Below are 23,955 nucleotides of genomic sequence, written 5' to 3' on the forward strand. Positions count from 1 at the left end.
TTCCATGTCCGACTCAAGCACCGACCGTATGAGCAGCGAAGAAAAACGCTCAGGAATCGGCCTGTCCGCCGTATTTGCCTTGCGCATGCTGGGCCTGTTCCTGATCCTGCCGGTCTTTTCGATCTATGCCAGGGAATTGCCATCCGGCAATGATGTGGCGCTGGTCGGGATCGCGCTGGGTGCCTACGGATTGACCCAAGCCTGCCTGCAGATTGCCTACGGCGCCGCTTCGGATCGTTTTGGCAGGAAGCCGGTGATCGTTTTCGGGCTCGTTCTGTTTATCGCCGGCAGCTTCGTTGCCGCCTTTGCCGACGACATCTACGTCGTCATCGCCGGTCGTGTGCTGCAGGGTGCCGGAGCCATTTCGGCGGCGGTCACCGCGCTCGCCGCCGACCTCACGCGCGAGCAACACCTGACCAAGGTGATGGCGATGATCGGCTCGTCGATCGGTCTGGTTTTTGCCATCTCGATGGTCGGCGCGCCGCTGCTCTATGTCACCATCGGCATGCCCGGAATCTTCGCGCTGACCGGGGTGCTGGCCATGCTGGCCATCTTCGTCGTGCTCAAGGTCGTCCCGGCAGCACCCGCGGTTCCGCGCCAACCCACCTGGCGGAGCTTTGTCGAAGTCCTGTCGGATCGCCAGTTGCTGCGCCTGAACTTCGGTGTCTTTGCCCTGCACCTGATGCTGACCGCGATGTGGGTCTTGCTGCCGGCACAACTGATCAGCACCGGCGGTCTGCCGGTCGCCGAACACTGGAAGGTCTACCTGCCTGCACTACTGCTGTCGTTCGTCATCATGGTGCCAGCGATCGTTCTTGCCGAGCGATTTGCGCGCATGAAACTGGTCTTCAATGCCGCCATCGTCGTCCTGCTGGTCGTTCAGGCCGGTTTCGGCCTGTTTTCCGCCGGGCTCTACGCGCTGTCCTTGTGGCTGATGCTGTTCTTCGTTGCCTTCAACATCCTCGAAGCGACGCAACCATCGCTGATTTCACGGATGGCCCCAGCGCACGCCAAGGGCGCAGCACTCGGCGTGTACAACACGACGCAAGCGCTGGGACTCTTTCTTGGCGGCGTATTCGGTGGCGTGCTGGCCAAGTATGCCGGCCCGGGTGCCGTCTGGGCCGGCGGCGCCGTGCTGACCATCGTCTGGCTGATGCTGGGGCTGACGATGACCATGCCGCCCCTGCGAAGCCGGCAACAGAAGGCATAAGCCCCTTATAATCGCGCTCATCTCTTCTCGCATACCATTAAGGGAGGCAACATGGCTTCGGTCAATAAAGTGATTCTCGTCGGCAACCTCGGTGCTGACCCGGAAACCCGCTACCTGCCGAGCGGCGACGCCGTCTGCAACATCAGGATGGCGACCACCGATCGTATTCGCGACAAGGCGTCGGGCGAGTACAAGGAGAGTACCGAGTGGCACCGGGTCGTCTTCTTCGGCAAACTGGCCGAAACCGCTGGCCAATACCTGAAGAAAGGACGTCAGGTCTACGTCGAAGGGCGCATCAGGACCAACAAGTGGCAGGACAAGGACGGTAACGAACGCTATACCACCGAAATCATCGGCAACGAAATGAAGATGCTCGGCAGCCGTGAGGGGATGGGCTCGCCGGCCAGCGGCGAAAGCGAATACGGAGGCAGCATGCCGTCGTCGTCGGCCGGGTCCGGAACCGGCGCCGCGCGCCCGGCACCGGCCAAGAAGACGCCGAGTTTCGACGACATGGACGACGATATTCCGTTCTAACGTGGTGAGGAGGCGATGATGAACTGGCCAATTTTTCTCCGGGGCTGGATTTTTCGCTGTATCAGCCTCTGTTTGATCGGTGTTTCGCTCGGTGTCGGCGCGAAGCCCTTGCCAGAAGACCCCTTGCAACGGCGCTGCTGGCTGAAATATACCGTGGAGAGAACCTCGCTCAGCCTGGTTCCTGACTCGACCCCGGTGACATTTTCCAACCTGGCCAACGGCTATACGGTGCGCAGCCCCTTGTGGGTCGAGTTTGGCATTCGCGGCATGGGAGTGATGCCGGCCGGCAACCAGAAGGACAACACCGGCCATCATCACCTGTTGATCGATACGCCGTTGCCGGCGGCTGTTGCTGATCCGCTTCCCTTCTCGGATACGCATCGGCATTTTGGTAAAGGACAGACCGGTACGGTGCTCGATTTGTCGCCTGGGGAACACACGCTACGCCTGCTGTTTGCCGACCATCAGCACCGCCCGTATTTCGTTTTCAGCCCGGAAATAAAAATCACCGTTGCCGGCAAGCGTGACCAGGCGCCGGCACCGCAGATCGACGCCGATCGCTTCGACAACACCTGCAGCAAGTGGTATCAGGACGAAATCACGACCCCGCCAGGCACCGGCAAGGCTGTTTATGTAAAGAACATCCGCAGCGGCGAGCCGGTAGGGACACCGCTGCTGGTGAAACTGGGCGTCATTGGTTTCGGCGTTGCGCCGGCCGGGAGTCCGGTCAAGGACGCCGGCTATTTTGTCCTGAATGTGAGCAAGAACAAGGTTCCCGTGAGCACCGTTGCGCTCAAGGATGGCGAGACGGAAACCGTCGTCGATCTGCCTCTGGGTGACTACGAGCTTGAAGTCGTTTTTATGGCGGTGGATGGCAAGCGCTTGTTGAAAGACGAATTGGCGATCTCGGTAGTCAGGAAACAAAGGGAAACCGTCGGGAACAGTCGCAGCAAGGCGCCGAAATGAGCGCAGCAGCGTGGTCCTGGGTGGCTTGGCTCGTGCCGCCGGCGAGGCGTTTCCGTTGCACGCGCTTGGCATTGCGCTTCTGCGCCCGCTCGGCGGCTGCGGCGGTGTCGCAACGGGTTTCGGCGATTTCGGAAAGGGTGCTATAGTCCTTGAAGACTTCCTTCAGGCCGAGCGATTCGTGGATCGGGGGGACGAAGAATCTTTCGCGCAGTCGAAATTTTTTTGGCATTCGCCCGCGACCGGGGGGTGTCTAAACTTCAGTTAAATGGAATTGGCAATGGCACTTGACCCGGTCATCCTGTCGCGAATTCAGTTCGCGTTTGTCATCAGCTTCCACATCATCTTCCCGGCCTTCACCATCGGGCTGGCGGCGTGGTTGGCGACCATCGAAGGCGCGCGGCTATTTACCGGCAACACCCTGTACCGGCGCGTGTTCGACTTCTGGCTCAAGGTCTTCGCGGTATCCTTCGGCATGGGCGTGGTCACCGGCATCGTCATGGCCTTCCAGTTCGGCACCAACTGGAGCGTGCTGGCGGCGAAGACCGGTTCGATCCAGGGGCCGCTGCTCGGCTACGAAGGTTTCACCGCCTTCCTGCTCGAAGCCACCTTCTTCGGCGTGATGCTGCTCGGGCGTGAGCGTGTGTCGCCGCGCTTCTACTTCTTCGCCTGCTGCATGGTCTCGCTGGGCACCATGTTCTCGTCGTTCTGGATTCTGGCCAACAACAGCTGGATGCAGGTGCCGCTGGGCCACACCATCGTCGAAGGCAAGATCATTCCCGCCGACTGGCAGCAGATCGTGCTCGGCCCAGTGATGATGGTGCGCTGGCCGCACATGCTGCTCGCCGCCTTCCTGACCACCGGAATGTGCGTCGCTGCCTCCGGCGCCTGGTACACACTGCGCGACGTGCATCGCGATGAAGGCCGGGTGATGCTGCATTGGGGTCTCGCGCTGGTGGCGCTGATCATTCCGGTGCAACTGTATTTCGGGCACCTGACCGGTCTCTATGTTCTGAAGCACCAGCCGGCCAAGTTCGCCGCCATCGAGGCGCGCTGGGAAAACGAGCAACCGGCCAGCGAGGTGCTGCTTGCCATTCCCGACGAAGCCAGTGAGCGCAACCTGTTCGCCATCACCGTTCCCAAGCTCGGCAGCATGATCGCCTCGGGCAACTGGACCGCGGCCGAAGTCGGGCTTGAATCCTTCCCCAAGGAAGATCGTCCGCCGGTGGTGATCCCGTTCTTCGGTTTTCGCATCATGGTCGGCATGGGCCTGGTGATGCTCGCCGTGTCGTGGTTCGGCAACCTTCTGCGCTGGCGCGGAACGCTCGAAACGAAGCGCTGGTTTCTTTGGGGCACCTTCCTGTCGTTCCCGAGCGGCTTCGTCGCCGTGCTCACCGGCTGGTTCACCGCCGAGGTCGGCCGCCAGCCCTGGGTGGTCTATGGCTTGCTGCGCACCAAGGACGCGGTCACCCCGTCGCTGACCACCGGTGACGTGGCGTTCTCGCTGGCCGGCTATATGGTGGTCTATGCGGTGGTATACAGTTTCGGGCTGCACTACATCTACTGCTTGCTGCGTGACGGCCCCGGCGCGGACGCCAAGCCAGGCAGCGGCGTCACCGGCGCCACCGGCAAGCGGCCACTGGCCTTTGCCGGCCATCCCGACACCGCCACCGGCGGCAGCCGGAGACAAGAGCCATGAGCGAGCTGCAAGCCAGCGACCTGGCGCTGTTCTGGGCCGGCGTGATCGCCTTGGCGATCATGGTCTATGTGATCCTCGACGGCTTCGACCTGGGCGTCGGAATTCTGTTTGGTAGCACCGCCGACGAGGCCAAGCGCGTGTCGATGATGAACACCATCGCGCCGTTCTGGGACGGCAACGAGACCTGGCTGGTGATCGTCGGCGCCGGCCTTTTCGCGACCTTCCCGACGGTCTATGCGGTCTTCCTGAGCGCCTTCTACATCCCGGTGCTGTTGCTGCTTTTCGGTCTGATCTTCCGCGGCGTCGCCTTCGAGTTCCGCTACCGTAGCCAGCGCATGCGCTGGCTGTGGGACTGGGGTTTCTTCATCGGCTCGGTCGTTGTCGCCTTCGTGCAGGGCGCGGCCGTGGGCGCGATGATGCGCGGTATCCGCGTCGCCGACGGTCAATATGTCGGCGGCTCGTTCGACTGGCTGCACCCGTTCGCGGTGCTCACCGGCGTCGGCCTGGTTTTTGGCTATGCGCTGCTCGGCGCCGGCTGGCTCGTCCTCAAGAGCGACGGCGCGCTGCGCGACTGGGCCTATACGCGCATCGGCTGGCTGGTGGCAATCGTCTTCGTGATCATCGCCGCGGCCTTCGCCACCGTGCTGAGTGTCGATACCGGTGCACTGGCACAGGGCCACCTGGCCGATCGAGCCTGGGGCTGGGTCTTTCCGCTGCTCGGCGTGGCCGCATTAATGTCGGCGGCATGGGCTGCGCGGGCGCGGCGCGACGCCTTGCCGTTTGCGTGCACCGCTCTGTTTTTCGTCGCCGCGTTCCTCACCCTGGGGGTGATGTTCTGGCCGTACATGGTGCCCTATGCCCTTACCGTGGCTAACGCCGCCGCACCGGACGTCTCGCTGCGCTTCCTGTTCTATGGCGGCGTAGTGGTGCTGCCGGTGGTCGCCATCTACACCATCGGCGTGTACTGGGTGTTCCGCGGCAAGGTGCGCGGCGGCTACGGTTGATCGGGAAAGCGGACCATGATCCAGACTGATCCACCGCCAGGAGCGACAACAATGCCCGCTGAAAAGCAACGCCTTGCCGACGACAAGGCGGGCCGGACCGACTGGCGTCACTGGGGTCCCTACGTTTCCGAGCGGCAATGGGGTACCGTCCGCGAAGATTACAGTCCCGACGGCAACGCATGGAGCTACCTGCCGCACGAGCATGCGCGCAGCCGGGCCTATCGCTGGGGCGAGGATGGCATTGCCGGCTTCAGCGACGACCGGCAATATCTCTGTTTCTCGCTGGCCCTGTGGAACGGCCACGACCCGCTGCTCAAAGAACGACTGTTCGGCCTGACCAACAGCGAGGGCAATCACGGCGAGGACGTCAAGGAGCTGTACTACTACCTCGACGCGACGCCGACGCATTCCTACCTGAAGATGCTGTACAAGTATCCGCAGGCGGAATTCCCTTACGCCCGCCTGCTGCAGGAGAACCAGCAGCGCGGCGCGGAGCAAGCCGAGTTCGAGTTGCTCGACACCGGTTTGTTTGACGACGATGCGTACTTCGACGTCTTTGTCGAATACGCGAAGGCCGCCGCCGACGACATCCTGATACAGGTGAGCGTGCACAATCGCGGCGCCGAGACGGCGCCGCTGTCGCTGCTGCCGCAACTGTGCTGCCGCAATACCTGGTCATGGCGCGCGAAGCCCGAGAAGCCCACGCTCTCGGCCGCTTCCGGCGGCGTCAATATCGACCATCCGGAGCTGGGCAAATACCGCCTGGACTGCGAGGCTGATGGCGATGGCGTACCCACTCTGCTCTTTTGCGAGAACGAAACCAATGCCCGGCGGCACTTTGACCAGCCCGACGCGACAGGGTTTTTCAAGGACGCCTTTCACGAGTACGTCGTCGAGGGCAACACGTCGGCGGTCAATCCCGCACAAACCGGAAGCAAGGCGGGCGCGCTTTACTCGCTGAGCGTGCCAGCGGGCGGCAGCGTGCGTGTGCGGCTGCGACTAGCCCGTACCGCAACAGCCGGGAAACCCGCGCAGCCCTTTGCCAACTTCGATGCGCTATTCGCCCGCCGCCACAGCGAAGCAGATCATTTCTATGCCGACTTGCAGCGCGAGATCGCCGATGCCGACGAGCGCCTGGTACAGCGCCAGGCCTTCGCCGGGATGATCTGGAGCAAGCAGTTCTTTCACTACGATGTCCACAAGTGGCTTGACGGCGACTCCGGCGAGCCGCAGCCTCCGGCGGCGCGAAAACGGGGCCGCAATCGCGACTGGAAGCATTTCGCCGCCGCCGAGGTGTTGTCGATGCCGGACAAGTGGGAGTATCCGTGGTTCGCCGCCTGGGACCTCGCATTCCACTGCCTGCCGCTGGCGGTGATCGACGCCGAGTTCGCCAAGTCGCAACTGATTTTGTTGACCCGCGAGTGGTACATGCATCCCAACGGTCAGCTACCTGCGTACGAGTGGGAGTTCAGCGACGTTAATCCGCCGGTGCACGCCTGGGCGGCATTTCGCGTCTTCCAGATCGATCGCCGGCAGCGCCGCGAGGCGGACCATGGTGACCCATCCGATCCCGGCGACCTGGTGTTTCTCGAACGCGTCTTTCAGAAGCTGCTGCTCAACTTCACTTGGTGGGTCAATCGCAAGGACGAACAGGGACGCAACATTTTCCAGGGTGGCTTCCTCGGACTCGATAACATTGGCTGCTTCGACCGCAGCAAGCCCTTGCCGACCGGCGGCTTCATCAACCAGGCAGACGGGACCAGCTGGATGGCGATGTTCTGCCTCAACCTGTTGCGCATCGCGGTCGAGCTGGCGGTCCATAACCACGTCTACGAAGACCTCGCGAGCAAGTTCTTCGAGCATTTCCTCGCTATCGCGGGCGCCATCAACGGCGTTGAAGACGAATCGTCAGGCCTCTGGGACGAGACCGACCAGTTTTACTATGACCACCTGAGTCTTCCCGACGGACGCAGCATCCCCTTGCGTGTGCATTCCATCGTCGGCCTGATTCCGCTGTTTGCCGTGCAGCCTGCGGACGTCGAACTGGTCGCGCAACTGCCCGAATTCTCCGTACGCATGCAATGGTACCTGGAGCATCGTCCGGCACTGGCCGCCCTGATCTCGAACTGGCGTGTCCCTGGCTGCGCCAATCGCATTCTGCTTTCGCTGCTGCGCGGCCACCGCACCAAGGCCTTGCTGCGTCGGATGCTCAACGAGAGTGACTTCCTTTCTCCCTACGGCGTGCGCGCGCTTTCGAAGTTCCACGAGCGCGAACCCTTCCGCGTCGACGTCGGCGGTGCGAACTACGAGGTCGACTACTGGCCGGGCGAGTCGCGCAGCGGTCTGTTCGGAGGCAACTCGAATTGGCGCGGACCCGTCTGGATGCCGATCAACTATCTGATCATCGAGTCGCTGCAGCAGTTTCACCACTACTACGGCGATGATTTCAAGGTCGAGTGTCCGACCGGGTCCGGGAAGTTTATGACGCTCAAGCAGGTGGCGGATGAATTGAGCCGTCGCCTGACATGCCTGTTCCTCAAGGGCGAAGATGGTCAGCGACCGGTGCTCAAATCGCATCCCAAGCTGGCGACCGACCCGCATTTTCGCGACTACATCCTGTTTCACGAGTATTTTCATGGCGACAATGGCTGCGGTCTGGGTGCGTCGCACCAGACTGGCTGGACGGGCCTGGTTGCGAAACTTCTGCAACCCGGCAGCGGGCCGGCGGAGCAACTGCCGGCCGCCCAAGCAACAGCAAAGCCGGCGCTGCCGAGCGAGGACAAGCCATGAGCAACGACTACGACGTTATCATCATCGGCAGTGGCGCGGGCGGCGGCACGCTGGCGCTCAAGCTCGCGCCATCGGGTAAACGAGTTCTCATCCTTGAACGGGGTGACTATCTGCCGCGCGAAAAACAGAACTGGGACGTGAACGAGGTCTTTGTCAGGAGCCGTTACGTTTCCAGCGACACGTGGCATGACCTGAACGACAAGCCGTTCCAGCCGGGAGTCCATTATTTCGTCGGCGGCGCGACCAAGATGTACGGTGCGGCGCTGTTCCGCCTGCGTGAGAACGACTTCACCGCGCACCGAACGGCCGACGGCATGACTGCCGATTGGCCGATCGGCTACCGGGAGTTTGAGCCGTATTACACGCAGGCCGAGCAGCTGTATCAGGTGCACGGCCAACGGGGCGACGATCCGACCGATCCGCCGGCCAGCGCGCCTTACCCGTTTCCGCCGGTCAGCCACGAGCCGCGCATCGCGGAAATCGCCGATGGCCTGCGCCGCGCCGGTTATCACCCGTCGTATGCGCCGAGCGCGATCATGCTCGACGAGGCCGACCGGCCGAACAGCCGCTGCATTCGTTGTGACTCCTGCGATGGCTACCCCTGCCTGGTTCACGCCAAGGCCGATGCCGAGATCATCGCCGTTCGTCCCGCGCTGAAGTATCCGAACGTGACGCTGCTGACCAAGGCGCACGTCCACCGCCTGGAGACCAGCGCCAGCGGCCGCGAGGTCAGCAAGGTGATCGTCGATCGCGACGGCCGGCGCGAGGAATTCACCGCCGGCTTAGTCGTCGTTTCCTGCGGCGCGGCCAACTCGGCGCGGCTGCTGTTGATGTCGGCTGACAGCAAACATCCGCGCGGCCTGGCCAACGGCTCGGATAGGGTCGGCCGTCATTACATGTTTCACAACGCCATTGCGCTGGTCGCGCTTTCCCGGCGCGAGAACACCACCGAGTTCCAGAAAACGCTGACCGTCAACGATTTCTATCTCGGCGCCACCGACTACGAGTTTCCTCTCGGCAACATCCAGATGCTCGGCAAGTCCAAGGGGCCGATGTTCCGGGACGACGCACATGGTTTCGCGCCGGGTTTCACGCTCGATCAGATGGCCAAACACGCGGTGGACTTCTGGCTGACCAGCGAAGACCTGGGCCTGCCACAGAACCGCGTGACGCTGACTGCACAGGGCGAGATCAAGCTGCATTACGAGTTCAGCAACCTCGAACCACTCGATCGTTTGCGCCACAAGCTGCAGTCCATGCTCGAGCACATGGACATGCACCCGCACCTTGTCCCGAACAATCTCTACCTCGGGAAACACATCCCGATCGCCGGTGTTGCCCATCAGGCGGGTACCTGCCGGTTCGGTGCCGACCCCGCCACCTCGGTGCTCGACGTGAACTGCAAAGCGCACGAAGTCGATAACCTCTATGTCGTGGACACCAGCTTCTTTCCCAGCATCGGCGCCGTCAATCCGTCGCTGACGGCGATCGCCAACGCGTTGCGCGTCGGCGACCACCTGCTCGAGCGCCTGCGCTGAGGTACGACTGCGATGGTACAACGCAGCGAAATCGCGGCCGTCTATCTGGCGGGCGTCGTGCAGGGCGTCGCGCTGGTGACCTTCCCGGCGGCCAGCGCGGTGTTCACCGGCGCCGGTGAATACGGGCTGTCGAGTACCGAGTACGGCGGCATGTTCGTGCCGCAGGCGATCACCGCCATTAGCGCCTCGCTGCTCGGTGCCGGCCTGGCGCGCCGGCTCGGCGCCAAGCGCATTTACCTGCTTGGCCTGGTCGCCAACTTGCTGGCGATGTCACTGCTGATCGTCAGCAGCCTGGTCATGCGCCAGCACGCCCTGGCCTACGGCCTGCTCTTGGCCGCGACGGCGTCTCTGGGTGTGGGCTTCGGGTTTACGGTGCCGACGCTGAACACCTTTGCCGCGGCCTTTTTTCCACAACGAGTCGACCGAGCTGTGCTCGGACTGAACGCGCTGCTCGGGCTGGGTACCGCGCTGGCGCCCCTGTTCGTCGCGCTATTCGTCGGGCTGGGAATCTGGTGGGGCCTGCCGGTACTGGTTACGGCTTTGATCGTCGGGCTGTTGCTTTTCAGTCGGCGCTTGCCCTTAAGCGAGGGTGCACCGGCGCTCGCCGAGGGCGGGCAGGAGGCGCGAAACGGGCTGCCGGCGCGCTTCTGGCTGTTCGCTGCCTTCGCACTCGTGTACGGTATCTGCGAAACGATCAATGCCAACTGGGCGACGGTGTATATGACCCGCGAGCTTGGCGCGAGCGCGACCATGGCGTCGCTCGCGCTGACCGTATTCTGGGGCTCGGTAACCGTCGGGCGCATGATTATCGCGGCCATCGAGAAGTACCTGTCGCCGCAGCGAACGTGCCAACTCCTGCCCTGGCTGGTCGCTGGCGCACTGGCCGGCACCGCCTTGCTGCCGAAGGGCGACCCGCTGTTGGGCATTGCGATTTTCGCGCTTGCCGGCCTTGGCTGCTCGGCGCTGTTGCCGCTGGCGATCAGCTTCGGCCAGCAGCAACTGCCGACCATCGCCAGTTCGGTGGCCGGCGGGCTGATTGCTTTCTACCAGATCGGTTACGGGATCGCGGCATTCGGCGTCGGACCGCTGCAAACCCGGGCCGGCCTCGACCTGAACGTCATCTATGGCACGACGACGTTGGTCGCGCTGAGCATGGCGGTGCTGGCTGTCTTTGTCGTCCGGAGCCCGCAACGCTTGCCGACCGGGCCGTAAAACGTCGAGCGCGCTGCTCATGGAATTCCGGATTTCGACACTTCGTACAAACAATGACCATCATCAGAAAAGGAAGACGAGCATGAACCTCAAAGGAAAAGTCGCCATAGTCACTGGCGGCAACAGCGGTATCGGCATGGCCATCGTCCTCGAACTCGCTCGCCAGGGCGCCAACATCGTCATCGACTACGTGGCCAATCCGGAGGCCACCGACGCGCTGGAGGAGCAGGTCCGCGCCCTCGGTGACCAGGCCATCGGCGTGCACGCCGACGTCAGTCAGGTGGCCGAGCTGGAAACGCTGATCGCCGCCGCAGTCAAGGCCTTCGGTCGCGTCGACATCATGGTCAATAATGCCGGCATCGAGACGCGCACTTCAGTGCTCGAAACGACGGAAGAGCAGTACGAAAAGGTGCTTTCGATCAATCTGAAGAGCGCCTTTTTCGGCACCCAACTCGCCGCGCGGCAGATGATCAAACAGGGCGGCGGCGGCAGCATCATCAACATCACTTCCGTTCACGAAGACTGGCCGATGCCCAATAACACGCCCTACTGCGTTTCCAAAGGCGGCATGCGCATGCTCACGCGCACGGCGGCGGTCGAACTCGCGCCGCACAACATCCGGGTCGTCGGTGTTGGCCCCGGCGCAATCGCCACGCCGATCAATACCGCCACGATGAACGATCCCGCACTGCTCAAGAAACTCGACGATGCAATTCCCATGGGGCGTATGGCGCAGCCCGCCGAGATCGGCACCGTCGTAGCCTTCCTTGCCAGCGAAGGAGCCAGCTATATCACGGCGACCACCATTTTCGCCGACGGCGGCATCATGCAAGGAAGCCCCGGGCTGTGATGGCAAGCGGGGCAGGGCTGGATCTGCCGGTGGCTGCCGGGAGGAAGCGTATTCTCATTCTCGGCGGTGGATTTGCTGGCGCCTACGCGGCCTTGCATCTCGAAAAGCAGCTCGGCGGCGCGCCGGACTTCGAAGTGGCGGTGGTGTCAAAAGAGAATTTTGTACTCTTCACCCCCATGCTGCACGAGGTGGCAGGTAGCGATCTGGGGGTGACCGACATCGTGCAGCCACTCCGCAAAATGTTGCGTCATACGCGCATTGCGATTGCCAATATCGAGGCCATCGACCCGACAAGAAAACAGGTGCGTGTTCGCCACCCCGATCTGCCGGAAGCGTATGACGTAGTTTATGATCATCTCGTGCTGGCGCTCGGGGCAGTGACGAACTTTTATCACACACCCGGTCTCGAGGAGCACGCTTTCACGATGAAGACTCTGGGCGACGCGATCCGCGTACGCAACGGCGTCATCAATGCACTTGAGTTGGCGGACAATCAGTCTGATGAAACCCGGCGTCGAACAACGCTGACAGCGGTAGTGGCGGGTGGTGGATTCGCCGGGACGGAAACCGTCGGCGCCATCAATGATTTCATGCGCGAAGGATTGCAACTGTATCCCCATCTCACGGAAGACATGATCCGCGTGGTGCTGGTGCATCCCGGTGCCGTCATCCTGCCGGAATTGGGTGAAAGTCTTGGGCGTTATGCGCAAAAAAAACTCGGCGAACGAGGCGTGGAGATTCTGCTGAACAGCAAAGTTTCCAGTTTTGACGGCGAAACGGTGACCTTGGGCGATGGCACGACGATCAGCTCGCGCATGCTGATCTGGACAGCCGGCACTACCCCGGCACCGTTGATCGCCAACCTGCCCTGTGCGCTTGAGCGGGGGCGCGTGGTGGTCAATGAGTATCTGGAAGTGCCGGACTTTCCGGGCGTCTGGGCGCTCGGTGATTGTGCGCTCGTGCCCGACCCATTGCATCCCGGCAAGTTTTATCCGCCGACCGCGCAGCACGCCGTTCGTCAAGCCGATGTGCTCGCGAAGAACGTCGTGGCGACCTTGCGCGGCGAACAGCGGCAGCCTTTCAAATTCAAGGTCATCGGCTTGCTGGCGTCAATCGGGCGACGTTGCGGTGTCGCGGAAATTCTGGGAATGAGATTCTCGGGAATCATCGCCTGGTGGCTATGGCGCGGGATCTACCTCAGCAAGCTTCCCGGGTTTCCCAAAAAAGTCCGCGTGGCACTCGACTGGACGCTCGATTTATTCTTCTCGAAGAATATCGTCCAGTTGCCAACGCTGACTTCGCCAACAATTTCGGTAACGGAAAAGACATCGGCTGCCACGAGATCTTCGGCCCCGGAGGCGAAAGCGTCGCCGAAATCCTGAGCGGAACAAATTTCGATAGCGAATTCTTGAATCAGCGCTGCCGGAACCACCGCCGCAGCGGGGCAGCAAGATCCGGGTCCTGGGGAAGGTCCTGGCGGCCAAGGGTATTCAACCCGCACTGGCCGAAATATGTCATGACTGTAGCCCCCGCAGGGCTGGCGTCCCCGTTCAGCCACGAATCTTCCTCTTCAAGGCTCCGAACAAGCCGCCTTTCAGTTGCGGTTGCGCTCCCGGTTCTGCCTCGGCGAGGGTTTGCGGCGCGGCTACGGCTGCCGTGCCGGTCGAGGCACTCTGGGCCTTGTCTTTCGCCATCTGCCGTTCCTCGCAAACGGCTGCCAGTTGGGCAAGGGTCTGGAACATGATTTCGCGCGGGTTGAGGACGATGCCGTAAGCGGACTTGAGGCGAGCGATGACGTCCATCAGCAGCAGCGAGTCGCCGCCCAGATCGAAGAAGTTGTCCTGCACCTCGATGTCACTGACACCCAGCGCGCTTCTCCAGATGCCGGCAATCGCGGCCTGCATTTCGCTGGCGTAGGCGACGCCGGGTGCGATGCCCGTGGTCGCCTGCGGGCTGGACGCGGCGCGCGGTTTGCGCTTGACCCACTGGGCGATGCGGGTGGATAGATCGGTGGTGGACACGATGATCTGTTGTCCCGCGTCGGCGGCGAGCATCCGGCGAAAGGCATCGACACCCTCCTCGGATGACAGGGCAAGATCGCTGACGATCGCTCCCATGCTGCGCTGGTCGGTGCGGGTGGCCGCCGGGATCCACGCGTCCCAGCCGATGGTCAACCACGCCGGACCGGGCTGGCCGGATTGATGGGCTTGATGGGATTGGTGGGCAGCGTAGGCGTCCAGGTAAGCGTTGGCGGCCGCGTAGGCGGCGTAGCCCAGGCCGCCCAGTACTGACGAAATGGACGACAGGAGAACGTAGAAGTCGGGCGGCTCGGCACGCAGCAGGTCGTGGAGGACCAGCAGCCCTTCCACTTTTGGCCGGAAGTGTTCGCCGCAGTGCTCCGGCCGGGTGTCCTGAACGGCGAGGAAAGCTTCCTCGGCGATGATGCCGGCGCCGTGGATGACCCCGTCGATACGCCCGAAGCGGCTCCTGGCCTGGTTGACCGCCCTGGCCATGGCGCCGGCATCGGCAACGTCGGCGGCGACGACCAGCACTTTCGCGCCAAGGGCCTGCAATGCGCGCACGCGGGCGATTCGCTGGCTGCCGGGGTCACTGCTGGCGTGCGTGGCGATCCAGTGATCCCACTCGCCGGGATCGGGCAGGGCGCTGCGGCCGGTCAGGATCAGGCGGGCTTGCACGCTGCGGGCGAGTTCCTCGGCGAGGGCGTAGCCGATCGCACCGAGGCCGCCGGTGATGAGGTAGACGCCCTGCTGGCGCAAGCGACCCGGGGTGCCAGCCAAAGGTTCCAGGTGCAGCGGACGGTAGTCCTGAACCCAGCGTATGTTGTCGCGGTAGGCGACCATCGCATCGGCGGCATCGCTGCCCATCTCGATCCGGATCTGGTGACCGAGCCACTGCTCGGCCGCAGAACCGGCGGCGGGTGGCAGCAGGTCGAAGCAGCGGGTGTCGAGAGACGCGTATTCCTGCGCGATGACGATGCACGCAGCGATCAGTGTGCTCCGTTCGGGGAGAGGCAGTTCGGTCGCTGTCAGCGCGTGGATGGCGGTGCCGAGCACGCCGATCCGCAACGGTTCGCTATGGTTGCGGCTGCCCAGCGCCTGCGCCAGGTAGAGCAGGCTGTTGAAACCGAGATCCTGGGCGCGGGCAAAGTCTTCCGGATTCGGAGAGTGGTCGGGTGGCGGCGTCAGGTTCCAGGTATGCAGCGCGCTGTGCGGCAGCTTGCCGGCGCCAGCCAGGGCCTCGACCAGGGCGTCGTAGTCGGCACGCCGGGCCGGGTTGACGGTGAAGCAGCGCGCGCTGCTCCAGCCCGCCTGGCTGCCTGGCAGGACGCGGATCACGTTGTCGCCGGCCTGCTCCAGCTCGCCGGCCAGGTATTCGCCAAAGCCATCGCCAAGAGTGAACACCAGCCACGGCCCGCTGGCTGCCGGGCCACCGTCGCGCAGCGGGGTCTGCTGCCAGAACGGCTGATAGAACCAGTCGGCCAGGGGGCGTTTGCTGGCTGCGGCGCGGGGCGCGGGGCGATCATCGGTGACCGCCTGGGCCAGCAGTCGGCCAGGCTCGACCCAGTGCCGCTGACGTTCGAAGGGATAGCCCGGCAGGGGCACGCGGCGGCGTTTTTCATCGGCGTAGAAACCGGCCCAGTCCACCGTCACACCGGCCAGCCAGAGCTTGCCGAGGGTGGCCAGGAGCATGGCCTGGTCGGGTTCCTCTTGCTGCGGGTGGCGCATCGACCACAGCGCGCCCTTGGCGCCGGACGTCGCGCTACAGAGTTGGGCGAGGGTGCCGAGAGTCCGGCCGGGGCCGACCTCGAGCAACAGCGGGTCGCCGTCGGCGATGACGGTGGCGATGCCGTCGGCAAAGCGCACGGTACGGCGCAGGTGCTGGACGTAATAGGCAGGATCAGTGGCCTGGGCGGCAGTGAGCCAGGTTCCGCTGAGGTTGGAGACGACCGGGATGCGCGGCGCTTGCAGCCGAATCGCGGCGACCTCAGCGGCGAAGCGCGCCAGTATCGGGTCCATCATTGCCGAATGGAAGGCGTGCGAGGTATGCAGCGGCTGACATTGCCGTCCCTCGGCGGCCAACTGTCGCTGCCAGGCGGCGACGGCTTCCGTCGGTCCGGAAAGCACACAGCGACCCGGTGCGTTCACTCCGGCCAGCGCCAGGCCACGCGCGTCCAGGTCGGCGAGGACGCTTTCCGGCTGGTCTACGGCGAGCATACTGCCGGGAGGCATCTCCTGCATCAGACGGCCGCGGGCAGCCACCAGGCGGAGGGCGTCGGCGAGGCTGAGCACGTCGGCCAGGCACAGGGCAGCGTATTCGCCGATGCTGTGGCCGATCATCGCCGTCGGTCGGACACCCCAGCTCATCCACAGGCGGGCGAGCGAGTATTCAATGACGAACAGCGCCGGCTGGACGATCCACGTCTGCTGCAAGGGTTCGGCGTCGGCGTCGGCGTCGGGAGCTGACCACATCAGGTGGCGCAGGTCGTGTCCCAGGTGCGGAGCGAGAAGTTCGACGCAGAGGTCCACCTCGGCGCGAAACACGGGCTCGGAGTCGTACAGCTCGCGCCCCATGCCGAGATACTGGGCGCCCTGACCGGGGAACATGAAAACCACCGGTCGGTCGTTCAGTTCGCAGACCGACCCGGCGCTCCGCTGGGAGTCAGCGGTCAGCAGCGTCCGGGTCAGGCTGCTCTGCTCGGCGCACACCCATATCCGCCGCTGCGCAAAGCGTTGGCGACCGGTCTGCAAGGTGAAGACGATGTCGGCGAGCGTCTGCTCCGGATCGTGGCTGAGGTGAGCGGCGAGCCGTTCGCGCATCCGTTCGAGGGCGGTTGCCGTGCGCGCCGACAGGACGATCAGTTGCCAGGGACGCGACGGCGCCGCAGCCGCGCGGGCCGGCGCCTCTTCAAGGACTACATGGGCGTTGCTGCCACCGAGCCCGAACGAACTGACGCCGGCCCGGCGCACCGCCTGCGTCCAGTCGGCAAGGGCGGCATTGACGTAGAACGGGCTGTGGGCAAAGTCGATTTCCGGATTGGGGCGGCGGTAGTGGAGCGACGGTGGGATGCGGCGGTGTTCCAGCATCAGCGTCGTCTTGATCAGCCCGGCGACGCCCGAGGCCACGTCCATGTGGCCGATGTTCGTCTTTACCGACCCGATGGCACAGTAGCCCTGGCGATCGGTAGTCTCCCGGAAGGCCTGGGTGAGGGCCTTGATCTCGATCGGGTCGCCGATCGGCGTGCCGGTGCCGTGTGTTTCGATGTAGCCGATCTCGTCGGCGTCCACCGCGGCCATGGCCAGGGCTTCAGCCACCACCGCCGCTTGTCCGTACACGCTGGGAGCGGTGTAGCCGACCTTGGCGCTGCCGTCGTTGTTCACCGCCGAACCCTTGATCACCGAGTGGATGTGGTCGCCATCGGCGAGCGCGTCGGCCAGGCGCTTGAGGACGACGATGCCGACACCGCTGCCGAGCACCGTCCCGCGGGCGTCAGCGTCGAAGGCCCGGCAGTGCCCGTCGGCAGAATTGACGCCGCCTTCCTGGTAGCGGTAGCCGACCCGGTGCGGTACGGCAACGGAAATGCCGCCGGCCAGCGCCAGGTTGCACTCGCCGTTGAGCAGGCTCTGGCAGGCCACATGCACTGCCACCAGCGAGGTGGAGCAGGCCGATTGAATGTTGATGCTCGGGCCGGTGAGGTTGAGCTTGTAGGAGACACGAGTAGTCAGGTAGTCCTTGTCGTTGCCGATCTGGATCTGGAAATCGAACAGGGCAGGGGCGACGTCGGGGCGGCTGGCGAGGTTGTAGATCAGGTAGCCGTTCATCGCCGAGCCGGCAAAGACGCCGATCGCCCGGCCGTGCGAGGCGGGGGTGTAGCCGGCCCGTTCGAGGGCTTCCCAGGCGCACTCGAGAAAGATACGTTGCTGCGGTTCGATCAGGCTGGCTTCGCGCGGGCTGTAGCCGAAGAAGGTGGCGTCAAAGCAGTCGATCGGGTCGATGACCGCGCCGGCGCGGACGTAGGCGGGATCGGCGAGGAGGGCAGGATCGACGTGGGCGGCGAGGAGCTCGGCTTCGGAAAAGAAGCTGATCGATTCGACGCCCTGTTCGAGGTTGCGCCAGAAGGCGGTAACGTCGTCGGCGCCGGGGAAGCGGCAGCTCATGCCGACGATGGCGATAGCGGCCTCGTTTCGGGCGGGATCGGGCGGGTTCATGCGGGTAACGGCCGGCGGACGCGAATCGCCTGGCGCTGCGCGGCTCGGTCCCTTCCGGCCTGGGCCGAGGAAGGGGCAGCAGCGGAAGAAGCGGCAGAAGCGGCAGAAGCGGCAGATGACGCGCCGCTGGTCGGGGCGAGCGAAAGCGCCAGGCTGCTCACCGTCGGGTGCTGATACATTTGCACGATCGGGATGGCGCGCTGCAGGTGCTCGCACAGGCGGCGATTCACTTCGACCAGGCGCAGGGAGGTGCCGCCAAGGTCGAAGAAGTTGTCGTTCTTGCCGACCCGGGGCAACTGCAGCACTGCTTGCCAGATGGCCGCGATGGCTTGCTCGGTTGCGTCGGTCGGGGCGACGTAGGGCGTATCGAGGGCCGCGAGACCGGCCACCGGAGCGGGCAGCGAGAGTCGGTCTACCTTGCCGCTGGGCGTCATCGGCAGTTCGGCGAGGATGGTGCAACTCGCCGGCACCATGTAGTCCGGCAAGCGTTCCCTCAACCAGGACTGGAGGGAAGCGGTCGTTGGCGGTGGGATCTGCCGCGCGACGACGTAAGCCGCGAGGGTGAGTTCTCCCGATTCGCCAGCGGGACGGGCGACGACCACTGCCGCGACGATCTCGGGGTGGCTGCGCAGGACGGTGCCGACTTCGTCCGGCTCGACGCGGAAGCCGCGGATCTTGACCTGGTGGTCGGCGCGACCGAGATAATCGATCAGTCCGTTCGCTCGGTAGCGGGCCAGGTCACCTGTGCGGTAGATGCGGGCCCCCGGCCGGTCCACGAAGGGGTTGGGAATGAACTTCTCGGCGCTCAGTTCAGGGCGTCCGAGGTAGCCGCGGGCAAGTCCGGCGCCACCGACGTAGAGTTCGCCGACGACGCCGACCGGCACCGGCTGGCGGTGGGCGTCGAGGACGTAGGCCTGCACATTGGCGAGGGGGCGGCCGATGGGCACCAGGGTGTCCGTTGCAGTGAGCCGGCCGGCGTCGAAGAAACAGGCGTCGAAGGCCTCCGACAGTCCGTAGAGGTTGAGCAGCAGACGCCCCGGCATGGCCTGGGCAAAGCGCCGCGCAAGTTCCACCGTCAGCGGCTCGCCGCCGATGCACCACTCGCGCAGCAGCGGCAACTGGGCGGCGAGGTCGTTGTGCCTGTTGTGCGCTGCGAGCGTCTCGTGCACCTCGTGCGCGTCGAGCAGCATGCGCAGCAGCGACGGGACGAGCATCATCCGGCTGACCCCGTACTCCGCCAACAGGGCCACGAGAGCGTGCGGGTCGAGCAGCGTGGCCTGCGGTACGACGACGCTGGGCACGCCGCGCAACAGCGGGCCGAGAAGTTCCCACAGGGAATCGACGAAGTTGAGTGCGGTCTTGCACGCCGACACGTCGCCAGCGGCAAAGGGATATTCCCGCCACATCCACGCCAGGCGGTTGAGCAGTTGGCGCTGCTCGATCAGCACGCCCTTTGGCCGTCCGGTAGAGCCCGAGGTGAACACCACGTAGGCCAGACTGCTGGCGCCGGCGCGGCTGGCCGGCCGAGTCGCGGGTTGCGCGGCGATCGCCGGCCAGTCGCGGTCGAGGCACAGCGTGCGGGCGTCGTGGGCGGGCAGCCGATCGAGCCAGCAGGTCTTGGTGAGGAGCTGGCCGACGGCGCTGTCGGCGAGCATTGCGCTCAGGCGCTGGGCCGGGTAAGTGGGGTCGAGGGGGACATAGCAGGCACCCGCCTTGAGGATGGCGAGGACAGCGACGAACAGCTCCGGCGAGCGCTCCAGCGCCACGCCGACCATCGTCTCGTGCCCGACACCGATCCTGACGAGGTGATGGGCGAGCCGGTTGGCCTGCTCATCGAGTTCACGGTAGCTCAGTCCGCCACCGGGGTCGAGGACTGCCGGTGCGTCCGGACTGCGATCCGCCTGTTGCTCGAAGAGACGCGCCAGGGACGAGTCAGCGGGATACTCGCCGTCGGTCGCGTTCCACTCATGCACCGTCCGCTGCCATTCGGCATTGGTGAGCAGGCGCAGCGTGGCCGCGGGTTTGCGGGTGTCTTCGGCCAGGTCGCCAAGCAGGCTCAGGTAGTGGTCAGCCATGCGCCGGACGGTGGCTTCGTTGAACAGCGCCGGATCATAGATCAGGCGGGCGCTGAGAGCGTCACCACCATCGCCGCCGCCGCTATCGTCGACGCGCAGGCACAGGTCGTGCGGCGAAGTGTCGAGATCGACGGCGAAGGGGCGCAGCGCGCTCGGGCCGGCGCGCAAGGAGCGCGGCTCCGGTGCCTTGCGGTAGTCGAAGAGGACCTGGCAGATCGGCGCGTAGCTTGTATCGTGGTGCTCTGCAAGCGCTTCGATGAGCCGCTCGAAGGGCATCGCGGCGTGGGTGTGGGCATCTTCCAGGGCCGCGTTGGCGAGGCCAAGAAGGGCGTCGCTATGCACGTCGGCGGCGAGATCCAGGCGCAGCGCGAGGGTGTTGTCGAGTGCTCCGACGAGACTGGAAAAGCGCGCTTCGCTGCGGTAGCTGCTGCGCAGGCCAACGATGAGGTCGCTCTGGCCGCTGTGGCGCTGAAGCAGGGCGGCAAGCGCGGCGAGGAGGACGCTCTGGAGATGGTCTCCGCGTTTTGCGGCCAGGCCACGCAGGCGCGCGACGAGGTCGATCGGCAGCGTCAAACGCAGGCTGGCGCCTGCGTAGCGCTGGCTTGCCGGCCGCGCGTGGTCGGCCGGCAGTTCGAGCACGGCTGCGGCACCGGCGAGACGTTCCCGCCAGTGGGCAAGGAGCGCGGGCGGCTGGTGGCGTTGCCAGGCGACGAAATCGGCGAAACTGCCCGTGCCGGGGGCGACGGGCTGGTCGCCGTCAAGCTGACCGGCGATCTCTGCGATGAGCAAGCCGAGGGATTCCTCGTCGCACACGTAGCGGTGCGCGCAGAGCAGGAGCAGGTGCTCGTCATCAGCGAGACGCAGCAGCCGTGCCCATAGCAGGGGGCCGCGGCCCGGGTCGATGCGAGCGCCGGCAGTGTCGGCGATCCAGCGCGCCGTCGCTGCTTCATGGGCGGGGGTGCCGCGTCGCTCGGTGAGCGTGTCTACGCTCAGTGCGGCGGGCGCGGCCACGGCATCGGCCGCCGGGCCGAATCCGCAGCGGAGCGCGTCATGACGGGCAAAGACTCGGGCCAGGGCGTTGCGCAGAGTTTCGACATCGAGGACGCTGCCGGCGATGCGCGCGCCCATCGCGACCCGGAGCCAGACCTGGCCGGGATAGGCCAACTCCAGGAACCACGTTCGTTCCTGGCCGCAGCTCCGGACAGGAGCCGGCGAAGGATGTAAAGGATGGGCAGCGGGCGGCGCAGCGGTGAGCACGGGAGGCAGGTGGTCGCTGATCACCGGTCGCCGGTCGCCGGTAGACCGCGGCGCGTCTGTGGATGCGTTCAACATGATCCCTCCTGGGTCTTTGTGGGTTGTCGAAGCATGCCGCCGCTGGCCGCGAGGCTTGCGCCACCGACCTGAAAGCAGCGGACTTGCGCGCGGCTGATGAGCGTGAGGGCCGGGATAGCGGCAGCGATGACGTGGTCGGCGTCCGGACAGGCGGAAAACAGCGTCCAGCGACCTCCCGCTCTGGCCACCGCTCCGGCCACTGTTGCGTTCCCGATCGCTCCCTTCCGAAGGCTGACCGAGACGCTCTCCGGCGCGGTGGCAAGGCCCGTCCCGAGGCTCTTGAGAACAGCTTCCTTGCCCGCCCAGAGGCGGAAGAAATCCCGCTCCTGCTGCTGCGCCGGCCGGCTCGCCAGCCAGTCCCGTTCGACGCTGCTCAGACAGTGGGCGATGAGCGCGTCCCGGTCGGGAAGGGGGCGGATGCGCTCGATGTCCACGCCCACCGGCAACCCTCGGGTCACGCCGATGAGCGCGAGGTCGTGGCACCGGGAAAAGTTGAAGTACAGCCCTTCGGTGTGGCACAGCTCGGGTTTGCCGTAGTCGTTGGCGACGAAGGCGAGGCTTGCCGGTGGGCGGCCGAGGTAATTCCCGAGCACGAGCCGCAGCAGGCCGCGACCGTGGATCTGGCGTCGGCGATCGACGGGGAATACGAGACGTGCGGCGCGTGCGCGCTCGGCCGGGTCGGGGAGCGCTTCCACCGTCCGTCGCAGATCGTCGTCGGGAACTGGCAAAGGGCATAGCCAGAGGTGAATTTCGTTGCCGGAGAGGTCCGGCACGCTGCTCCCCCCACCGAGCAGAGGCGTCGGGCGTTCCGGCGCGACAGGAAAGCGCGCTTCAGCCGGCGAAGCGTGCATCGGCCCAGCGGCGCAGAACGGCCACCAGTGCGTCACGGCTTTGGCGCGGGGTGAAGGTGTGATCTGCCGCGGCCAAGTGGACCTCGGTGAAGTTCCGGTGCGCAGCGATCTTCTTCATCTCCTTGCCGAACATCATTTGCATGTAATCGATGGCCGGGTCACTTTCGGAATAGACCATCAGCAACGCGGTGCCGCGGCCGAGTACCGCGTCGAAGGCGTCGCGCAATTCCCTCGCCGCAGCGGGTACTTGTTCATGGGCGATGAAGCGGCGCATGAGCGGTCGCCCGATGACTCCCAGGAGTTCGAGAGGCTTTACCTGGCCGCTGACCAGCTTGCGCCAGCTAGCCGGGTTGAAAAGCGCGCTCTTCCAGAGGTAGTGCGCCGAGGTGGTTGCGCCAAGAGCACTATCGACGGCGGCTTCGAGGGCATCGCCGGCGTCGTCGGTAACCCCATGCAGGGCGCGGCCGTTGATCAGCACCGCACCGACTACCGTCGGCTGGTCGCGGGCGGTGAGGAAGGAGATGTCGGCGCCGGAGCAGATGCCGCACAGAATGAAACGGGTCGCGCCGCTCTCCCTGCCGACGGTGGCCATGGCGGCAGAGGTTTCGCTGATCGCGGCCTGCTCGAAGCCAAGGGCGTCGCTGCGCGGGCTGCTGTCGCCGATCGACGAGAGGTCGAAGCGCAGCACCGGATAGTCCGCGGCCGCCAGTTGGCGCGCCAGGTTCACGTACAGGCGGTTGGGTCCGACACGATGGACCACCCCCGAATTCACCAGAACGATCGCGGGACGCCTGCCGCGCGTGGCGGCGGGAGTGTAAATTCCGATCAGGCTGTCGTCGTCGCCAAAGCAGAGGACGCTCTCGTTCATGGTGTCCCTGTCTGCGCCCATGCGATCATTGCTTGCAGGACGCGGGCAGGGGGCATCAGGACGTCGCCCAGATCGGGCGCTTCCGACCAGAACTCGGGCCAGAGCACATGTTGCCGTTCCGCAGTCAGGCCGAGGGCGGCGAGCCGCTCGCCGAAGGCATCGGGGTCAGGCTGCGGGCTGCTGCTCATCAGCAGGGCGCGCGGGGCTGGCGCGCGCGACAGCTTGCCGAGGTCGATGGCGCGCAGGCCGGCTTCAAGCCGCGGCGAGAGAAGGAAACCGACGATTTCGCGGGTCCCGTCTGCCGGCGGGGGAGGGTCCGTCCGCCAGAGCTGCAGGCGCCGCCAGCGTTGGTGGGCGCTGATCAGGGTGTCGACGTAGCGATTGCCGTCCACCACCGGGTCCCACAGGATGAGGCCGTCCACATCCTGGTGCTGCGCCGCATGCAGGGTGGCCAGGCTGGCGCCGACGCGGAAGCCGGCAAGGCAGACCCGCGTGCCGGCGGTGACCTTGCCGAAGGTGCTCACCGCTGTCGCGATGTCGTCGAGCCACTGCTCCACACTGCCTTCGTCGTCGCCACCGGCCGAATCGCCGCTGCCGAAGTAGTCGAAGCGCAGAACCGGGAAGCCGGCGCGTGACAGGCGAACAGCCCATTGCCGGAAGCTGCGGTGGGCAAAGATGTATTCGCGGCCAAATGGCGGGCAGAGAACGAAACCTAAGGGGCGGACTGTTGCCCCCTGCGGCGTGTGGACGCGGTAAAAGAGCTGCCGGTCGGTTGCCCCCATGTAACCGGCAGCCCCCGGCT

15 protein-coding genes are annotated in these 23,955 nt (G+C 65.0%); 10 read left to right on the top strand and 5 right to left on the bottom strand.

The features are described from left to right. Positions 1-28: 28 nt before the first annotated feature. The 10 genes from ACCAA_RS20290 (at position 29) to ACCAA_RS20335 (ending at position 13,182) form a co-directional block, all read left to right on the top strand. Positions 29-1,210 (top strand): MFS transporter, encoded by a 1,182-nt coding sequence (locus tag ACCAA_RS20290; protein ID WP_245754705.1) that lies wholly within the window; start codon positions 29-31, stop codon positions 1,208-1,210. Between the two features lie 51 nt (positions 1,211-1,261). Further along, positions 1,262-1,744, top strand: a complete 483-nt coding sequence (ssb, locus tag ACCAA_RS20295) for a single-stranded DNA-binding protein (protein ID WP_186409064.1) — start codon at positions 1,262-1,264, stop codon at positions 1,742-1,744. 18 nt (positions 1,745-1,762) lie between these two features. Further along, positions 1,763-2,710 (top strand): DUF4399 domain-containing protein, encoded by a 948-nt coding sequence (locus ACCAA_RS20300; protein WP_186409065.1) that lies wholly within the window; start codon positions 1,763-1,765, stop codon positions 2,708-2,710. A gap of 277 nt (positions 2,711-2,987) precedes the next feature. Next, positions 2,988-4,406, top strand: a complete 1,419-nt coding sequence (locus ACCAA_RS20305; RefSeq protein ID WP_186409066.1) for a cytochrome ubiquinol oxidase subunit I — start codon at positions 2,988-2,990, stop codon at positions 4,404-4,406. Then, the gene (gene cydB, locus ACCAA_RS20310) at positions 4,403-5,410 is read left to right on the top strand and encodes a cytochrome d ubiquinol oxidase subunit II (protein WP_186409067.1); all 1,008 of its coding nucleotides are present in this window, start codon (positions 4,403-4,405) and stop codon (positions 5,408-5,410) included. The genes ACCAA_RS20305 and cydB overlap by 4 nt, the downstream gene beginning before the upstream one ends. Positions 5,411-5,461: 51 nt before the next feature. Next, the gene (locus tag ACCAA_RS20315; protein ID WP_186409068.1) at positions 5,462-8,200 is read left to right on the top strand and encodes an MGH1-like glycoside hydrolase domain-containing protein; all 2,739 of its coding nucleotides are present in this window, start codon (positions 5,462-5,464) and stop codon (positions 8,198-8,200) included. Next, the gene (locus tag ACCAA_RS20320; RefSeq protein ID WP_186409069.1) at positions 8,197-9,738 is read left to right on the top strand and encodes a GMC oxidoreductase; all 1,542 of its coding nucleotides are present in this window, start codon (positions 8,197-8,199) and stop codon (positions 9,736-9,738) included. The genes ACCAA_RS20315 and ACCAA_RS20320 overlap by 4 nt, the downstream gene beginning before the upstream one ends. A gap of 12 nt (positions 9,739-9,750) precedes the next feature. Beyond that, positions 9,751-10,950, top strand: coding sequence for an MFS transporter (locus ACCAA_RS20325; RefSeq protein ID WP_186409070.1), 1,200 nt, complete (start codon positions 9,751-9,753; stop codon positions 10,948-10,950). An 82-nt stretch (positions 10,951-11,032) separates the two neighbouring features. Then, positions 11,033-11,800 (top strand): SDR family NAD(P)-dependent oxidoreductase, encoded by a 768-nt coding sequence (locus tag ACCAA_RS20330; protein ID WP_186409071.1) that lies wholly within the window; start codon positions 11,033-11,035, stop codon positions 11,798-11,800. Next, the gene (locus ACCAA_RS20335) at positions 11,800-13,182 is read left to right on the top strand and encodes an NAD(P)/FAD-dependent oxidoreductase (RefSeq protein ID WP_186409072.1); all 1,383 of its coding nucleotides are present in this window, start codon (positions 11,800-11,802) and stop codon (positions 13,180-13,182) included. Before ACCAA_RS20330 ends, ACCAA_RS20335 begins: the two co-directional genes overlap by 1 nt. 168 nt (positions 13,183-13,350) lie before the next feature. Here the strand turns inward: ACCAA_RS20335 and ACCAA_RS20340 are convergent, their stop codons facing one another. The 5 genes from ACCAA_RS20340 to ACCAA_RS20360 are packed head-to-tail and all read right to left on the bottom strand — an operon-like array spanning position 13,351 to position 23,935. Further along, the gene (locus tag ACCAA_RS20340) at positions 13,351-18,027 is read right to left on the bottom strand and encodes a type I polyketide synthase (protein ID WP_186409073.1); all 4,677 of its coding nucleotides are present in this window, start codon (positions 18,025-18,027) and stop codon (positions 13,351-13,353) included. Then, positions 18,024-21,434 carry a non-ribosomal peptide synthetase gene (locus tag ACCAA_RS20345; protein WP_186409074.1) on the bottom strand — a complete coding sequence of 1,137 codons (3,411 nt, stop codon included), beginning with the start codon at positions 21,432-21,434 and terminating at the stop codon, positions 18,024-18,026. The genes ACCAA_RS20340 and ACCAA_RS20345 overlap by 4 nt, the downstream gene beginning before the upstream one ends. Next, a complete protein-coding gene (locus ACCAA_RS20350; RefSeq protein WP_186409075.1) occupies positions 21,428-22,285 on the bottom strand; it encodes a 4'-phosphopantetheinyl transferase family protein in 858 nt (285 codons plus the stop codon). The genes ACCAA_RS20345 and ACCAA_RS20350 overlap by 7 nt, the downstream gene beginning before the upstream one ends. After that, positions 22,266-23,153: an alpha/beta fold hydrolase gene (locus ACCAA_RS20355; protein ID WP_186409076.1), complete on the bottom strand. Its 888-nt coding sequence runs from the start codon at positions 23,151-23,153 to the stop codon at positions 22,266-22,268. The genes ACCAA_RS20350 and ACCAA_RS20355 overlap by 20 nt, the downstream gene beginning before the upstream one ends. After that, positions 23,150-23,935, bottom strand: a complete 786-nt coding sequence (locus ACCAA_RS20360) for a serine aminopeptidase domain-containing protein (RefSeq protein ID WP_186409077.1) — start codon at positions 23,933-23,935, stop codon at positions 23,150-23,152. Before ACCAA_RS20360 ends, ACCAA_RS20355 begins: the two co-directional genes overlap by 4 nt. Positions 23,936-23,955 lie beyond the last annotated feature (20 nt).

The sequence above is a fragment of the Candidatus Accumulibacter aalborgensis genome, from assembly GCF_900089955.1.
In the GTDB taxonomy this organism is placed as follows: Bacteria; Pseudomonadota; Gammaproteobacteria; order Burkholderiales; family Rhodocyclaceae; genus Accumulibacter; species Accumulibacter aalborgensis.

Bases quoted from the DNA above. Each gene is read 5' to 3' on its own strand.
- ACCAA_RS20290 (WP_245754705.1), top strand. From the start codon at position 29: ATGAGCAGCGAAGAAAAACGCTCAGGAATCGGCCTGTCCGCCGTATTT.
- ssb (WP_186409064.1), top strand. From the start codon at position 1,262: ATGGCTTCGGTCAATAAAGTGATTCTCGTCGGCAACCTCGGTGCTGAC.
- ACCAA_RS20300 (WP_186409065.1), top strand. From the start codon at position 1,763: ATGAACTGGCCAATTTTTCTCCGGGGCTGGATTTTTCGCTGTATCAGC.
- ACCAA_RS20305 (WP_186409066.1), top strand. From the start codon at position 2,988: ATGGCACTTGACCCGGTCATCCTGTCGCGAATTCAGTTCGCGTTTGTC.
- cydB (WP_186409067.1), top strand. From the start codon at position 4,403: ATGAGCGAGCTGCAAGCCAGCGACCTGGCGCTGTTCTGGGCCGGCGTG.
- ACCAA_RS20315 (WP_186409068.1), top strand. From the start codon at position 5,462: ATGCCCGCTGAAAAGCAACGCCTTGCCGACGACAAGGCGGGCCGGACC.
- ACCAA_RS20320 (WP_186409069.1), top strand. From the start codon at position 8,197: ATGAGCAACGACTACGACGTTATCATCATCGGCAGTGGCGCGGGCGGC.
- ACCAA_RS20325 (WP_186409070.1), top strand. From the start codon at position 9,751: ATGGTACAACGCAGCGAAATCGCGGCCGTCTATCTGGCGGGCGTCGTG.
- ACCAA_RS20330 (WP_186409071.1), top strand. From the start codon at position 11,033: ATGAACCTCAAAGGAAAAGTCGCCATAGTCACTGGCGGCAACAGCGGT.
- ACCAA_RS20335 (WP_186409072.1), top strand. From the start codon at position 11,800: ATGGCAAGCGGGGCAGGGCTGGATCTGCCGGTGGCTGCCGGGAGGAAG.
- ACCAA_RS20340 (WP_186409073.1), bottom strand. From the start codon at position 18,027: ATGAACCCGCCCGATCCCGCCCGAAACGAGGCCGCTATCGCCATCGTC.
- ACCAA_RS20345 (WP_186409074.1), bottom strand. From the start codon at position 21,434: ATGTTGAACGCATCCACAGACGCGCCGCGGTCTACCGGCGACCGGCGA.
- ACCAA_RS20350 (WP_186409075.1), bottom strand. From the start codon at position 22,285: ATGCACGCTTCGCCGGCTGAAGCGCGCTTTCCTGTCGCGCCGGAACGC.
- ACCAA_RS20355 (WP_186409076.1), bottom strand. From the start codon at position 23,153: ATGAACGAGAGCGTCCTCTGCTTTGGCGACGACGACAGCCTGATCGGA.
- ACCAA_RS20360 (WP_186409077.1), bottom strand. From the start codon at position 23,935: ATGGGGGCAACCGACCGGCAGCTCTTTTACCGCGTCCACACGCCGCAG.